This window comes from Rhodococcus sp. MurmanLake-1 (assembly GCF_056945715.1).
In genome coordinates this window covers 323,752-337,115 of record NZ_JBWZNF010000003.1, presented here as the reverse complement: position 1 = coordinate 337,115, position 13,364 = coordinate 323,752, and the positions used below count along the sequence as shown (strand labels likewise).

Here is a 13,364-nt window from a genome sequence, read left to right as displayed (position 1 = left end):
AACGGTGAGTCTCCCGTCGACTGCAGCTCGGTTGATGGAATCTCTTAATGCCGAACAAGTTCCGGTGCGAATTTTCGGCGACGCCTTGTCTTCGCGATACTCCGAACACACGTTGTGCGGATCCGATCGCCATTGAGTCGAGGTATGTTGCCAGCTGTTCTTCTCGACGAGGACATATGTTCCACACCTCTCGCAGTCCACTGGTTCCATGGTCACTGCGCTGCTCCTGCACGGCGTGCGAGGTTGTCTGCAACCTCCTGTTTCCACACCTCGATGGGTTTGCTTGTATCCATCTCGAATTCGAAGCGATCGATCATCTCGGGCGTGACGTCGGCGACGTCGACGTAGAACTGTTCGTACCACCGCCTCAGTTGGTAGACCGGACCGTCCTCGGTGCAGAGTAGTGGGTTGTCGATGCGGGTCTTGTTCTTCCAGATCTCGATGTCCTGCTCGAATCCGACGCCGATGTAACCGATCATCGCGTCAACGGTTTGGTCCGCTATCCCGGCGGGAAGTTCCTCGGTCTTCTTGACGGTGATGCCGTACATCAGGACAAACTTGTTCGGGCTGACCGGATAGTGGCAGTTGATCAAAACCGAATCCACCTTGAACGTTTCGTACTGGTACACCAGATCATCGATCATGAACGACGGTCCGTGATAGGCGGCCACCGAGAAGTTCGAGACCAACTTCGGCACGTCGGGATCCGTCCAGGTCACGATGTCGTCGCGGTTGATACCGCTCTGCTCCTGGATGGCGACATGCCCCTCGAAGACGTTCTTGAAGTAAGTGGGAAACGAAAAGTGCACGTAGAAGAAGTGCGCCATGTCCACGACGTTGTCGACGATTTCTCGACAGTTGGTGTCGATGACGATTGACTTCCATACCCAATCGGTCCATTCGTGGTCCGGAGTCTTGATTATCGGTATGGCGACTTCGGCCGGAGGCGGATTGCCTTCGGGGTCATGCCAGACGAAGAGCAGTCCGTCTTGTTCGAGGGTGGTCCAGGCGCGGGTTTTGGCAAGCGGTGGAACGCGGCGTGCATAGGGGATCGCGGTGCATTTGCCGTTGCCGCCCCATCGCCAGTCGTGGAAGGGGCAGGCGACTGAATCGCCCTTGACCGTGCCCTGACTGAGGTCGCCGCCCATGTGACGGCAGTAGGCATCGAGGACCTTCAATTCGCCCTGGCTGTCGGCAAATACGACAAGCTTGGTGCCGAAGGCCTCGATCGGATGTGGGTTCCCGTCGTGGAAATCCGTTGCAAGTCCGAGGCAGTGCCATCCGCGGGCAAAACGTTCGGGAGCAGCGCCCTCGTCGATCATGCGGATCTCGTCGACTTCGCCGAGGTCCGTTGTGGTCGTCACGTCTGTGGTCAAAACGTCGTCCTTTGTTCAGTGATCTGTGTTGGCCACTGTGGTGAGGAGTTGGTCCAGGTTCAACGGGGGTAACCGGTGATCGGTATAGCTGCAGGTGGAGTGGCCAGGCAGGTTTGTCTCCCGCACGGTGGGAAATGCCCTGGCGGTTCGTCCGGTGAAGGCCCAGATTTGCAGTCAGCAGAGCACGCCCAGCGCTGTCCTCTCGACGGGCGGATCACCGAAACGGAGACGCCATGTCGGTCGGACCGATCACAGAAGAGCCCATCCCTATGTCAACCCTCGACAGGTTGGCGATGGTGGTGGATTGCTTTCGTGACACGCCGCGGTTGACGCTGGGCGAGGTGGCCCGTCGAACCGGGATTCCGCGATCATCCGTGCACAGGATGCTTCTGAAGCTAGTGAGGATGGATTGGCTTCGCAGAGAAGGCCTCGAGTACGAAATCGGCGACAAACTCGGCGATCTTGGGGCAATCTCGTTGTATCGAAACAAGTTCGAGAGGGTGGTGGTGCCGTTGTTGTACAACCTGCACCTCGTCACCAATCAGGCCGTACATCTCGGGGTCCTCGAGGGAAGCAACGTGCGATACCTTCAGAAGATCGGCAGCCAGGCGATACCTGACCTCCAGACAGGCGTCGGCTCTCGCATCCCGGCGCGATCCTCGGCAATCGGCAAGGCACTCTTGGCAGCGGGCCGCCGTTCGACGGTCGCGCAGCATTCCGCAATAGCCAACCATCGGTACGGTGTCGTATTCGGTACGTGTACTTCGGGTCTCGGCTGCATCGGTGTGCGGGTGGGTGCGCTGGGTGAAGCGGAAGTCGGTCTGTCGATCAGCGGCCCACTCGTTCGAGGCAAGATCGACGATCGACACGTTGCACCGGTACAGATGGCCGCGGTGGCAATCTCCCAGTATTTCGAGGTGCCGGGTGGTCGTCACCAGCAGACCGGTTAGCTCGGAAATGCGCAGAGTGCGCCTCCTCCGACTCCGCGTAAAGCGCAGTGGGGGAGACGCACTCGGATGAATCTGCGTCAGCGAAGAGCCGCGAGCGCGTCGATACGCTTGGCCGCGTCCTCCATGATGTTCTCGATCAGTTCCTTGCAGCTGGGCAGATCGTTGATCATTCCGACAACCTGACCCGAGGCAAGCACGCCGGCTTCCGTATTGCCCTCGACCAGACCGGCCTTGAGCAACATCGGGGTATTCGCCGCCATGATGATTTGCATCAGCGTGCGGTCACCCGAGCGCTTCATCGCGAGGCCGTCCTTGGCGAGCGTCGACCACTTCATACCTGTCATTGCCTTGAACTTGGTGGCGTTCTTGGCAGCAGCGATCAAACCGGTTGCATAGCTGGAACCTTCGAGGCTGTTGACCAGGTCGGTGTTGAGCACACGATGAGGCATGCCGTCGACCTTGCGTGAGACCGTCGTATCCGTCAGTCCTCGCTTGAGGTATTCCTGCTTGACGGAGTCCGGCACCGAAGAGTCACTGGTGAGCAAGAAACGCGTCCCCATGGCGACACCGGCAGCGCCGTACGCCAACGCTGCGGCCAGCCCGCGGCCGTCGAAGAATCCGCCACCGGCGATGACCGGAATATCGACCGCGTCGAGAACCGAGGGGAGAAGCAATGTCGTTGCCACACCGCCGGTGTGACCACCACCTTCGCCGCCCTGGACGATGACGGCGTCCGCGCCCCAAGATGCAACCTTGACCGCATGCTTCGCGGCACCGATCGACGGTACGACGACGATGCCGTGGTCCTTGAGCTTGGCGATCAGTTCCTTCTTGGGAGCCAAGGCAAACGACGCGACCTTGACGCCCTCACGGATCAGCAGGTCCGCGCGCTGCGGCGCGTCGGTGGCGTCGGCACGCATGTTGACACCGAACGGCTTGTCCGTGAGCTGCTTCGTCTTCTTGATCGCGTGCTCGAGCTCGTCGTAGGTCATCGTGGCCGAAGCCAGGATGCCGAGACCGCCCGCGTTGGCCGTCGCCGACGTCAGTGCTGGCCCGGAAACCCAGCCCATGCCTGTCTGCACGATCGGGTACTCGACACCGACCAGTTCGGTCAGTGCTGTCTTCAGAGTGGGGGTCATGCCGAGACCTCACGGTCCCGGAGGTTGCGCGGATCGAGGGTCTCGCGAATGAGGTGGAGTTCTTCGGCGGTGGGGTCACGGGTGATACCGGCCTCGGCGAGTCCGGCTACCTCGAACGAGGTGTTCTCGGCTACCTCTTCGGCGGTGACGCCGGGATGGAGGCTCAACGCGCGGAAGGTGTTTCCCGGTCCACCGAAGTCGAAGACACCGAGGTTGGTGACAACGCGGGGGATGTTCAGGTACTTGTATGCCGGGTTCTCGGGATCGATCTGGTCGTAGCCGACACCGCACACCACGTCGACCTTGTCGACGAACACTCGCTTGGAGTGCTTGGGGACGAAGTAGCTCGTCGCGTGGTTGATGGTGTTACCGGGGGCGCCGCGCACACCGAACATCTGACGCGTCGGCTGCTGAAGCGGGCCGAAGGCGGAGAGGTTCTGGTTGCCGTGGCGATCGAGCTGATTGGCGCCCATGACTACGTGGCGACGGCCCGAAGCGACGACGTCGAACACCTTACGGAAAGGCATCCATCCTTCGATGGGGCCCTTCGTTCCGACTGCCGGGGTGTCCTCGAGAATGAGGGCTTCACCATCGGTGATCAGCAGGTCGGGTTCGGTGGTGAGCCGAGCCAGGCGAGCGCCGATGGTGGACGACGTCGACATCGGGCTTGCCATGATTTCGCCTGCACCGGAGAAGATTTCAGCGCACGCGAGAACAACGTACTCTGCGCGGGTGACGGTGGATTCGCTCATTTTGCCTGCTCCCCTGCCTTTGATGAATCGGCAAACTTCTTTACTGCGGCTTGGTAATCCTCTTCGCTGCCGGAGAGGAAGGTGTCGACGAACGTCTGCCACGACTCGGGGGTCTTGGCGGCCTCGGCGTAGTGACGCTGGAACTTCTCGTCGCGGCCGTAGCTTTCGCCGGCCAACGTGAAGTGGGCACCGTTCGGGGCCTCGACGACGGCGTCGACCATCATGCGGTTGAGCAGAAGATTCTGCAGTGGAACGGATTTGACCAGTTCCTCGGTCTCGACGATGCGTTCGACGGAGACGTAACGCTTTTCGGCGGCCATGCAGTACAGGTCGTCGAAGTACGGGTCGACACCGTTGTACGCGGCATTGCCGTGCTTGTCACCGAGATTGAGGTGAACGAACGACGCATCGAGGTTGAGTGCAGGCATCGCGATCAAGGTCTCGGAGCGGCCGTCGGCCTCGGGGTACGGGGAGGTGACGGTCTTGAGTTCGTCGCCCCAGAAGTTGCGAACGTCCGAACCCAGGCCCGCGCGGATCGGGAGGAAGGGGAGGCGAGCGGCAGCGGCTTCGAGGCCGCACTTGACCATTCCCTCGTCCATCTCGCGGACTTCGATCTCACCGGCGGTGCGCGCCTTGGCGAACCACGGATCGTAGAACGGTGCGGAGTCCAGGGACACGAAACCGTAGTACGCCTTCTTGACCTTGCCGGCCGAGCACAGCAGCCCGAGATCCGGTCCGCCGTAAGTGACCACGGTCAGGTCCTTGATGTCCGAACGCAGAATCGCACGCACGAAGGCCATCGGCTTGCGGCGAGATCCCCAGCCGCCCAAGCCGATCGTCATTCCGCTGCGGAGCTCGCCGACTACCTCGTCGAGCGACTTCGTCTTGTCACGCTTGCTAGCCATGTTTGTCTCAGCCTTCCTTCTGGGTTGCGTTCTCGCGCGGCTTGCCGGTGGCGACGAATTCGTCGCGGTGTTCGTCGGACACACCGAGGAGGTTGAGTTCGAAGGTGTAGCCCTGCTCGAGTCGGTAGCTGCCCTTTACATCGACCGGGTCGATGCCGTTGATGGCTTCCTTGGCGCACCGGATGATGCGGGTGTCCTTCGCGGCGATCTTTGCGGCGATCTCGCGAGCGCACTCGTCGAGCTTCTCGCGCGGGACCACGTCGTAGACGCTGCCGAACTGTTTGAGTGTGTGGGCGTCGACGCTCTGTGCGGTGTAGTAGAGCGTGCGCATCATGTGCTGCGGCACCAGTCGTGAGAGGTGTGTGGCAGCGCCGAGTGCGCCGCGGTCGACCTCGGGGAGGGAGAAGATCGCGTCGTCGGAAGCGACGATCACGTCCGCGTTGCCGACCAGTCCGATGCCACCGCCGACACAGAATCCGTTGACGGCCACGACGACGGGTACAGCGCAGTCGTAGACGGCTGCGAAGGCCGCGGCGCAACCGCGGTTGGCGGCGACCAGCGCGTCGAATCCCTCGGTCGCCTGCATCTCCTTGATGTCGACGCCGGCGTTGAATCCGCGTCCCTCGGCTCGCAGGATCACCACGTGAGTGTTGAGATCCTTGCCCGCGTCGAGGATGGCGTCGGCAAGCTCGAACCATCCCTTGGACGGGATTGCATTGACCGGCGCGTAGTCGATGGTGACCGTGGTGATGCCGGTTCCGTCGGAGGAGGTGCTGATGCCCATATCGGGATTCCTTACGTCTGTGTACCAAACCAAGCGATTGCTTGGTAAGTTAGCACACAAGCGGAGCCGACAAGCCCGAGCAGAGTGCATTAGGAGACAAATATGAGTGGATTGGTCGACGGACGCGTAGTCATCATCACCGGGGCTGGTCGCGGGATCGGGCGTGCGCATGCATTGGCGTTTGCTGCCGAGGGCGCCAAGGTCGTCGTCAACGACATCGGTGCGGGTGCCGACGGTTCCGAGACCGGTGAGAGTCCGGCCGAGCAGGTTGTCGCGGAGATCATCGCCGCCGGTGGCCAAGCAGTGGTCAACGGAGACGACGTCGCCGACTGGGCGGGCGCCGAGAATCTGATCAAGACCGCGATCGACACCTTCGGTGGCCTGGACGTACTCGTGAACAACGCGGGCTTCCTGCGGGACCGCATGCTGGTCGGCATGAGCGAAGGCGAATGGGACGCAGTGATTCGCGTGCACCTCAAGGGGCACTTCGCGCCGCTGCGTCACGCTGCTGCCTACTGGCGCGCTGAGTCCAAGGCGGGCAAGACCGTCGACGCACGCATCATCAACACCAGTTCGGGTGCAGGACTGCAAGGTTCGATCGGCCAGGGTAACTACGCTGCGGCGAAGGCCGGTATCGCCGAGATGACCATCCAGGCCGCAGCCGAGCTCAAGAATTACGGCGTCAGTGTCAACGCGATCGCGCCTGCTGCGCGCACGCGCATGACCGTCGGCGCGGGTGGGGCGATGGCCGAGTCGATGGCAGCTCCCGAAGAGGGCTTCGATGCCATGGCGCCCGAGAACATCTCGCCGCTGGTCGTCTGGCTCGGTAGCGCCGAGTCCAAGGACGTCACGGGGCGGGTGTTCGAGGTCGAGGGCGGAAAGATCACCGTCGCGGAGGGCTGGCGTCACGGCCCGAGCGAGGACAAGGGTGACCGTTGGGACCCGAAGGAGATCGGGCCCGTCGTGGCAACGCTGTTGGAGAAGGCGGAGATTCCGACGCCGGTGTACGGGGCGTAGGGCCTCCGGCCCTGTGAGTGGTTAAGGAGTGCAGGGACTCCTTAACCACTCACAGGTGGTGTGCCGCTTAAGCGGGTGCCCGAACCACCAACACGGTGCCGGGGAACTCTGCGGCGAGCTCGCGCCGCGAATGCTTCACGCAGGCTGTGCCGTAGCCCTTCTTGCGAGATTCCGGCGCGATCCAGATCGCCACGTTGACCTCTTGGCCGTCGAGTTCGCCGAAGACCAGGCCGACGCTCTTCGAGCCGTCACCGGAGACGTCCTCGGCGACGAACCAGGCAGCGGTCTCGTCGTCGATCCGGCCGAGGCCACCGACGCGCTCAGCTTCGATCCGATCCTCGCTCCACGGCTTGCCGTCTTCGCCGAGCTGCTCGCCCGAACGAATCGTGAACAGCGCCTTGTCTTCTGCGCTGTCGCTGAACGGACGCAGGGTGAAGTTCTGCCCGCTGCTCGCGGGACGATCGAGCGTCGTCCATTCGAGAGTGGCGTCGAGATTCTCCAGCTCGCCCTGGATGCGATCGCGCGCAGCCTTGGTGAGCGCACTGAACTTGAGGCTCAGAACTGCTTCGGCATTTGCTTCCGACGTGCCGAGGAGTTCCGCGACGGTGGTCAGTGCCTCCTGGTGGTCCTTGCTGTCGACCACTGCGTCCAGCACCTCGTGGCGACGCTCCAGCGCACGCACGAGGGCTGAGGTGATCTCGCGTCGGTCCAGGATTTGATCTTGAATATGCGTCGTCATATATGCGACTCCTTGCTGTGTTCGAGGCTCTGTCGAAACGCCGTGCGGACCGTACGAGTCAATAGTGCTCCAACTCGCTCGTTATGGCACGTGTTCAGCCTCCGGTGCGGCGAACGAGCCGTTCGTAGCGCTGGCGGGCAGCTTGAGTGCTGCCGAGCCCGAGTCCGAAGGCAATATCTTGCCAGGTCATGCCCCGTTCGCGGGCAATTCCGAGGAACAGCGCTTCCAGCTGTTCCATTTCGGCTCGGGCCTTGGGAATCAGAGTCAACGCAGCCATGACATCGGCGTCGTCGACCTCGGGTTCGTTCGGCTGCGGTGTGTCGGTGCCGCCGGCAAGACGAGCCACGACGCGCACCGCGCCGTAGGGCTCGAGCATCTCCGGATGAGATTGCCGCGCGCGCTGGCTTTGGGTCGCGCCGTGGCGCTCGCTGATCCGAAAGAGTCCGGCGTACTCGCGATGTGCGCGTTCGCGGCCGGAATCGATCGGTCTGAACTGGTCATCGGTCATGAACCCAGGCTGGCACGAACCCGGGCCGATGTAAACGTTTTGTTGTAAACAGTTCGTTTATTTCTTCAGTGGCTCGCACACGATGACGGGAATGATCCGGTCGGTCCAGGCCTGATAGTTGTCGAAATCCGGATACATCGCCGTCAACATCGGCCACAGTCGAGCGCGTTCGTCCTCGGTGGAGACGCGGGCTTTCATCGATCGGATCCGAGACTTGATCTGCACCGTCACCACCGGGTCCGCCTTGATGTTGAGGTACCACATCGGGTTCTTCGGAAGACCACCTTGCGACGCCACCAGAATCACGTTCTCGCCGTCCTCGAGGAACAGCAACGGACTGATCCGCTCCTCGCCGGATTTGCGACCGGTGGTGGTGAGCAGGCAGATCGGCAGCCCGCGCGGGAACGCGCTGCCGACCCGCCACTTGCTACCCAGCCGCCCGTCGGTGGCGCGATACATGGCGACGTTTGCCTTCGACATCCACTTGATGATCTTGACCGTCGCCGGAGCGTCGAGTCCCTTGGGTTTAGCTGGGGGAGTAGTCATCTCAGATACGCTCGATGATGGTTCCGGTGGCCAGCGCGCCGCCGGCGCACATCGTGATCAGAGCCGTCGAGCCGTTGCGACGCTCCAATTCGTGCAGTGCGGTGGTGATCAGTCGAGAGCCCGTGCTGCCGACCGGATGGCCGAGAGCGAGCGCGCCGCCGTTGACATTGACGTTGTCGAAGTCAGGTTCGTGAACCTGAGCCCAGGACAGTGCGACGGATGCGAATGCTTCGTTGATCTCGAACAGATCGAGGTCGCCGATCTTCATTCCGCTCTTCTCCAGGACACGGCTGGTTGCCTGCACCGGTCCGTCGAGGTGGAATTCCGGTTCCGAGCCGACCAGGGCCTGGGCGATGATGCGGGCTCGCGGCTTCAAGCCGAGTGCGCGGGCCTTGTCCTCGTCCATGAGCAGGACTGCGGCCGCGCCGTCGGAGATCTGGGAAGACGTTCCGGCCGTGTGAATCCCGCCTTCGAGGACGGGCTTCAGTCGGGCTAGGGACTCGGCCGTCGTATCGCGCAGGCCCTGATCGCGATTGACGAGCTTCGTCTCGCCCGTGAGGTTTCCTTCCTTGTCGACCTGGGGTGCCGAAAGTTCGAGAACCTCGCGGTCGAAACGCCCTTCCTCCCAGGCCTGCTTGGCCAGCGCCTGCGAGCGGACGCCGAGGGCTTCGATGTCGTCGCGGGTCAGTCCGCGTCGACGCGCGATGCGTTCCGCTGCTTCGAACTGGTTGGGCATGTCGATGTCCCACGTCGCAGGCCGACGCGGTCCGGCCTGATCGCCGACGTTTGCGCCGAGGGGAACCTGGCTCATGGCTTCGATGCCGCAGGCGACGCCGGCGTCGATGGCGCCGGTGGCAATCAGTCCGGCGATCAGATGGTTCGCCTGCTGGGCCGAACCGCATTGGCAGTCCACGGTCGTTGCGCCGGTCTGCCACGGAAGTCCGGCGTGCAGCCAAGCCGTGCGCGTGATGTTGTTGGACTGAGCGCCGGCCTGGGTGACGCAGCCGCCGATCACCTGCTCGATCAGCAACGGGTCGATTCCCGACCGGTCGAGAACGCCCTTTTGTGCCGCTCCGAGGATCTCGGCGGCGTGCAGACCGGCGAGCCAACCTCCGCGCTTGCCGATCGGTGTACGGACAGCCTCGACGATTACTGGTGTGCCCACAGCGGGCTCCTTTCCTTGTAATGAAAAAGTAGAACAGGTTCTCTGCGGGAAGCAAGACCTGCCGACGTTTCCTTTCCTAGTAAGCAGGCTTGTGTTTCAATGAGAGTAGAACGTGTTACACATCACGGATCCCCATCACCCCTGTGATGAAAAGGCTTAGGGCAGGAGACATCAGTGGCACAGCCCGCATTCCCCGAGGGAATCGACTTCACGGACCCCGACATCTACGCGGAACGCATGCCGTTCGAGGAGTTCGCCGAACTCCGGAAGACGGCCCCCGTGTGGTGGAATCCGCAGCCCCCGGAAATCGGTGGATTCCAGGACGAGGGCTTCTGGGTGGTCACCCGTCATGAAGAGGTCAAGGAAGTCTCGCAGCGAAGCGACATCTTCTCGACCCACGAGAACACTGCGATTCCTCGCTTCGCCGACGACATCCCGCGCGAGAACGTCGAGATGCAGCGATTCATCCTCATCAACAAGGACGCTCCGGAGCACACCAAGCTTCGCAAGCTGGTTTCGCGTGGATTCACCCCGCGAGCCATCAACAGCCTGCGCGAAGAACTGACCGAGCGCGCCGAAAAGATCGTCAAGACTGCGGCTGCCGGTGGTGCCGGAGACTTCGTGGTTCAGGTCGCGTCCGAACTTCCGCTGCAGGCAATCGCCGAGCTTCTCGGTGTGCCGCAGGAAGATCGAATGAAGCTCTTCGACTGGTCCAACCAGATGACGTCCTACGACGATCCTGAGTTCGACATCGACCCGCAGGCAGCGTCGATGGAGATTCTGGGATACGCGTACCAGATGGCGGATCAGCGCAAGAAGTGTCCCGCCGATGACATCGTCACCAAGCTCATCGAAGCTGACATCGACGGAAATGAGCTCTCCCCAGAGGAATTCGGCTTCTTCGTGATTCTGCTTGCGGTCGCGGGTAACGAGACCACTCGCAATGCCATCACACACGGCATGGTTGCCTTCCTCGACAATCCCGACCAGTGGGAGCTGTACAAGAAGGAACGCCCGAAGACTGCGGCCGACGAGATCGTTCGTTGGGCCACCCCGGTGACCTCTTTCCAGCGCACCGCGCTCGAAGACACCGAACTCGGGGGACAGAAGATCAAGAAGGGCGATCGCGTCGTGATGATGTACGCGTCGGCCAACTTCGACGAAGACGTCTTCGAGAACCCCACGAAGTTCGACATCATGCGTGACCCCAATCCGCACCTCGGATTCGGCGGCACGGGTGCGCACTTCTGCATCGGCGCCAACTTGGCTCGTCTCGAAATCGATCTGATCTTCAATGCGATCGCCGATCACCTACCCGACATCACCAGGCTCGGCGATCCCCGTCGCCTGCGCTCGGGCTGGCTCAACGGCATCAAAGAGTTTCAGGTTGATTACAAGACATCGGGCTGCCCGGTCAAACACTGATCCGGACATATACTGACCTGGTAACCGGCGAGTAGGTTCTGTGTAGGTTTTCGGGAGTTGCCTCTGCACTCTCGAACACGCAGAACTACAGTAGACGTTCCGGGGGGCCACTAGTTGGCAACCTGGAACTGCGGCGGCGTCTGCGGGATCCCTCATCTCCCGTAGGCGCCGCCGTTTGTAGTTCAATCTCTAATTCAGCCGCCGTATGGCTTGGTGATCGCTTCCAGGAAATGTCCCGACGGGTCGAGGAAGTAGACCCCACGCCCACCGTCGTTGGTGTTGAAGCCGGTACTCGACTGGCGCGGATCGGCCCAGTGATCAAGTTTCAACGCCTGTATCCGCTGGTAGATGCCGTCGAAGTCATCTTCGGAGACGAGGAAAGCGTAGTGCTGAGACGCAACCTCGGCGCCCTCTTCCACCTGTGCGAAGTCCAGTGTCACCCCGTGCTCGAGTTCGACGCCGAGAAAGTAGCCGGCCTCGACCGGGCCTGGCAGACCGAACATGTGAGTGAAGAACCACGCAGACTCTTGTCGGTCTTTTGCGGCGATGATGGTGTGGTTGAACGAAATGGTCATGAGTGACCCCTTGCAGTACGACGCCTCCATGCCTGACGCAGTCCGTCATCGACACGCGACGTTGGCAACCAGGAAACCATTTCAGGGTTCTCGGTGCAAGTACGACAGGCTGATTCGAATACGACGAGAGCGGCCCCGGTCGATGACCGGGGCCGCTCTCATACTGTGGGTTCTCAGGCTTTGCGTGCCGTCTTCATCGCACGGTCCACTTCCCAGAATGCTCGAAGTGACGCGATCTTGCCTGCGTCGTTCACGCGATAGACGAACACGCCCTCGGCGTCGATGATCGAGCCGCCGATGGTGGTCCGGATCTTGCCGATGTTGACGTTCTCGTTGCCGCACACCAGTGAATCGTCGATCAGAAACTCGAGCTTGTCCGCGGTCGCGATCGTCATGTCGTAGAACTTGGAGATCGCTTCGCGTCCGTGATGGCCTTTGCCTTCGGGATCGAATCCCGACGGCCCGACCGGATCCTCCACCCAACCGTCCTCGGCGAAGAGGTCCAGCCAGGCTTCCTTGTTCTTGCCACTCGCTGCGGCGCGCGAAGCGTTACCCGCGACGCGGGCGGGGTGTTCGTCGGTCATCGCGACTCCTCAGTTGATGTACTGCTCGGCGAACTTACGCATCGAATCCTGCTTTGCCTCCAGCGGGGCATCGAAGCCGATTCCGTCGAAAACCCAAGGTACGGTGATGATGTCCGTGACGCCGGCATCTTCGAGTTCTGCGTAACCGTCCTTGCCGAAACGGTCGATGCACACCGTCTGGATTTCGAACGGCTCGTTCTCGCGGCCGTACTCGGCGCGCAGTTCGCGTAGTCGTGCGATCACACCCACCAGGTCGTCGAACTTGATCATCGCCGAGGTCCAACCGTCGCCGACTCGCGCAGCACGCTTGAGTGCCACCTCGGTGTGGCCGCCGACGTAGAACGGAACCGGCTTGGTGGGAGCCGGACTCATCTGCAGGCGATCGAAAGCGAAGAACTCGCCGTGATACTCGACCATCCCGCCGCCGAGAATAAGTTTGAGAACGTCGATCATCTCGTCCACTCGGGCGCCGCGACGCTTGTACGGAGCGCCGCACCACTCGAACTCTTCGGGAGCCCAACCGATTCCGACGCCGAAGCCGAAACGGTTGTTCGTCAATGCCGCTACAGATCCGACCTGCCGCGCGAGCAGGACCGGATTGCGGCTACCCAGCTTGAGCACCTGGGTGTAGAACTCGATCTTCTCGGTCACCGCGCCCATTGCAGCTGCGGCGATCAGCGGATCGACCCAGGGGGTCTCGGCATTCCACATCCGAGACCCGTCCGGGGTGTACGGGTAATCCGCCGCCTGCGTTTCCATGAAGAACAGTGAATCGGGGAGAGCGATCGACGAAAAGCCGCATTCCTCGGCCGTTTTGGCGATACCGGCTAACTGGTCCAAGGGGTTCATGGCAACCCCGACGGTGTACTTCATCTTCGGCCTCTTCCTGATCGGCGTGT

General features: G+C 61.8%; 15 protein-coding genes. 3 read left to right on the top strand and 12 right to left on the bottom strand.

The annotated features are described in order from the left end of the window. Positions 1-212: 212 nt before the first annotated feature. The gene (locus AC2ETI_RS11505) at positions 213-1,322 is read right to left on the bottom strand and encodes a 3-ketosteroid-9-alpha-monooxygenase, oxygenase component (RefSeq protein ID WP_047889546.1); all 1,110 of its coding nucleotides are present in this window, start codon (positions 1,320-1,322) and stop codon (positions 213-215) included. Between the two features lie 287 nt (positions 1,323-1,609). Between AC2ETI_RS11505 and AC2ETI_RS11500 the strand changes: the two genes are divergently transcribed. Then, positions 1,610-2,326, top strand: a complete 717-nt coding sequence (locus AC2ETI_RS11500; RefSeq protein WP_003945819.1) for an IclR family transcriptional regulator — start codon at positions 1,610-1,612, stop codon at positions 2,324-2,326. Positions 2,327-2,403: 77 nt separating this feature from the next. On the opposite strand, the gene AC2ETI_RS11495 is transcribed toward AC2ETI_RS11500, so the two are convergent. Genes AC2ETI_RS11495 through echA20 form a run of 4 tightly spaced genes read right to left on the bottom strand, consistent with a single transcriptional unit; the run spans position 2,404 to position 5,906 of the window. Next, positions 2,404-3,465, bottom strand: coding sequence for an NAD(P)H-dependent flavin oxidoreductase (locus AC2ETI_RS11495; RefSeq protein ID WP_019746967.1), 1,062 nt, complete (start codon positions 3,463-3,465; stop codon positions 2,404-2,406). After that, positions 3,462-4,217 (bottom strand): CoA-transferase subunit beta, encoded by a 756-nt coding sequence (locus AC2ETI_RS11490; RefSeq protein WP_019746968.1) that lies wholly within the window; start codon positions 4,215-4,217, stop codon positions 3,462-3,464. Before AC2ETI_RS11490 ends, AC2ETI_RS11495 begins: the two co-directional genes overlap by 4 nt. After that, the gene (gene ipdA / locus AC2ETI_RS11485; protein ID WP_019746969.1) at positions 4,214-5,122 is read right to left on the bottom strand and encodes a cholesterol ring-cleaving hydrolase subunit IpdA; all 909 of its coding nucleotides are present in this window, start codon (positions 5,120-5,122) and stop codon (positions 4,214-4,216) included. Before ipdA ends, AC2ETI_RS11490 begins: the two co-directional genes overlap by 4 nt. 7 nt (positions 5,123-5,129) lie before the next feature. Beyond that, positions 5,130-5,906 carry a (7aS)-7a-methyl-1,5-dioxo-2,3,5,6,7,7a-hexahydro-1H-indene-carboxyl-CoA hydrolase gene (gene echA20, locus AC2ETI_RS11480; protein ID WP_003945611.1) on the bottom strand — a complete coding sequence of 259 codons (777 nt, stop codon included), beginning with the start codon at positions 5,904-5,906 and terminating at the stop codon, positions 5,130-5,132. 102 nt (positions 5,907-6,008) lie between these two features. Here echA20 and AC2ETI_RS11475 point away from each other — a divergent pair, with 102 nt between their 5' ends. Next, a complete protein-coding gene (locus AC2ETI_RS11475) occupies positions 6,009-6,923 on the top strand; it encodes an SDR family oxidoreductase (RefSeq protein WP_020968488.1) in 915 nt (304 codons plus the stop codon). Positions 6,924-6,990: 67 nt separating this feature from the next. Here the strand turns inward: AC2ETI_RS11475 and AC2ETI_RS11470 are convergent, their stop codons facing one another. From AC2ETI_RS11470 to AC2ETI_RS11455, 4 genes are all read right to left on the bottom strand, one after another. Next, complete coding sequence (locus AC2ETI_RS11470; RefSeq protein WP_060938400.1) at positions 6,991-7,662, bottom strand: GNAT family N-acetyltransferase; 672 nt, start codon at positions 7,660-7,662, stop codon at positions 6,991-6,993. 94 nt (positions 7,663-7,756) lie between these two features. Then, positions 7,757-8,170, bottom strand: a complete 414-nt coding sequence (locus AC2ETI_RS11465; protein WP_021342917.1) for a hypothetical protein — start codon at positions 8,168-8,170, stop codon at positions 7,757-7,759. Between the two features lie 57 nt (positions 8,171-8,227). Beyond that, complete coding sequence (locus AC2ETI_RS11460) at positions 8,228-8,716, bottom strand: nitroreductase family deazaflavin-dependent oxidoreductase (RefSeq protein ID WP_029254509.1); 489 nt, start codon at positions 8,714-8,716, stop codon at positions 8,228-8,230. 1 nt (position 8,717) lies between these two features. Beyond that, entirely contained in the window at positions 8,718-9,881 is a 1,164-nt protein-coding gene (locus tag AC2ETI_RS11455) for a steroid 3-ketoacyl-CoA thiolase (protein WP_060938399.1), read from the bottom strand. Between the two features lie 174 nt (positions 9,882-10,055). Here AC2ETI_RS11455 and AC2ETI_RS11450 point away from each other — a divergent pair, with 174 nt between their 5' ends. After that, entirely contained in the window at positions 10,056-11,306 is a 1,251-nt protein-coding gene (locus AC2ETI_RS11450) for a cytochrome P450 (RefSeq protein WP_003945573.1), read from the top strand. A gap of 194 nt (positions 11,307-11,500) precedes the next feature. Here AC2ETI_RS11450 and AC2ETI_RS11445 read toward each other — a convergent pair whose 3' ends face one another. From AC2ETI_RS11445 to AC2ETI_RS11435, 3 genes are all read right to left on the bottom strand, one after another. Beyond that, positions 11,501-11,881, bottom strand: a complete 381-nt coding sequence (locus tag AC2ETI_RS11445) for a VOC family protein (protein ID WP_020906296.1) — start codon at positions 11,879-11,881, stop codon at positions 11,501-11,503. A 173-nt stretch (positions 11,882-12,054) separates the two neighbouring features. After that, positions 12,055-12,465: a nuclear transport factor 2 family protein gene (locus AC2ETI_RS11440; RefSeq protein ID WP_019746977.1), complete on the bottom strand. Its 411-nt coding sequence runs from the start codon at positions 12,463-12,465 to the stop codon at positions 12,055-12,057. A 9-nt stretch (positions 12,466-12,474) separates the two neighbouring features. Further along, the gene (locus AC2ETI_RS11435; RefSeq protein WP_483633923.1) at positions 12,475-13,338 is read right to left on the bottom strand and encodes a TIGR03619 family F420-dependent LLM class oxidoreductase; all 864 of its coding nucleotides are present in this window, start codon (positions 13,336-13,338) and stop codon (positions 12,475-12,477) included. Positions 13,339-13,364 lie beyond the last annotated feature (26 nt).

Bases quoted from the DNA above. Each gene is read 5' to 3' on its own strand.
- AC2ETI_RS11505 (WP_047889546.1), bottom strand. From the start codon at position 1,322: ATGATCGACGAGGGCGCTGCTCCCGAACGTTTTGCCCGCGGATGGCAC.
- AC2ETI_RS11500 (WP_003945819.1), top strand. From the start codon at position 1,610: ATGTCGGTCGGACCGATCACAGAAGAGCCCATCCCTATGTCAACCCTC.
- AC2ETI_RS11495 (WP_019746967.1), bottom strand. From the start codon at position 3,465: ATGACCCCCACTCTGAAGACAGCACTGACCGAACTGGTCGGTGTCGAG.
- AC2ETI_RS11490 (WP_019746968.1), bottom strand. From the start codon at position 4,217: ATGAGCGAATCCACCGTCACCCGCGCAGAGTACGTTGTTCTCGCGTGC.
- ipdA (WP_019746969.1), bottom strand. From the start codon at position 5,122: ATGGCTAGCAAGCGTGACAAGACGAAGTCGCTCGACGAGGTAGTCGGC.
- echA20 (WP_003945611.1), bottom strand. From the start codon at position 5,906: ATGGGCATCAGCACCTCCTCCGACGGAACCGGCATCACCACGGTCACC.
- AC2ETI_RS11475 (WP_020968488.1), top strand. From the start codon at position 6,009: ATGAGTGGATTGGTCGACGGACGCGTAGTCATCATCACCGGGGCTGGT.
- AC2ETI_RS11470 (WP_060938400.1), bottom strand. From the start codon at position 7,662: ATGACGACGCATATTCAAGATCAAATCCTGGACCGACGCGAGATCACC.
- AC2ETI_RS11465 (WP_021342917.1), bottom strand. From the start codon at position 8,170: ATGACCGATGACCAGTTCAGACCGATCGATTCCGGCCGCGAACGCGCA.
- AC2ETI_RS11460 (WP_029254509.1), bottom strand. From the start codon at position 8,716: ATGACTACTCCCCCAGCTAAACCCAAGGGACTCGACGCTCCGGCGACG.
- AC2ETI_RS11445 (WP_020906296.1), bottom strand. From the start codon at position 11,881: ATGACCATTTCGTTCAACCACACCATCATCGCCGCAAAAGACCGACAA.
- AC2ETI_RS11440 (WP_019746977.1), bottom strand. From the start codon at position 12,465: ATGACCGACGAACACCCCGCCCGCGTCGCGGGTAACGCTTCGCGCGCC.
- AC2ETI_RS11435 (WP_483633923.1), bottom strand. From the start codon at position 13,338: ATGAAGTACACCGTCGGGGTTGCCATGAACCCCTTGGACCAGTTAGCC.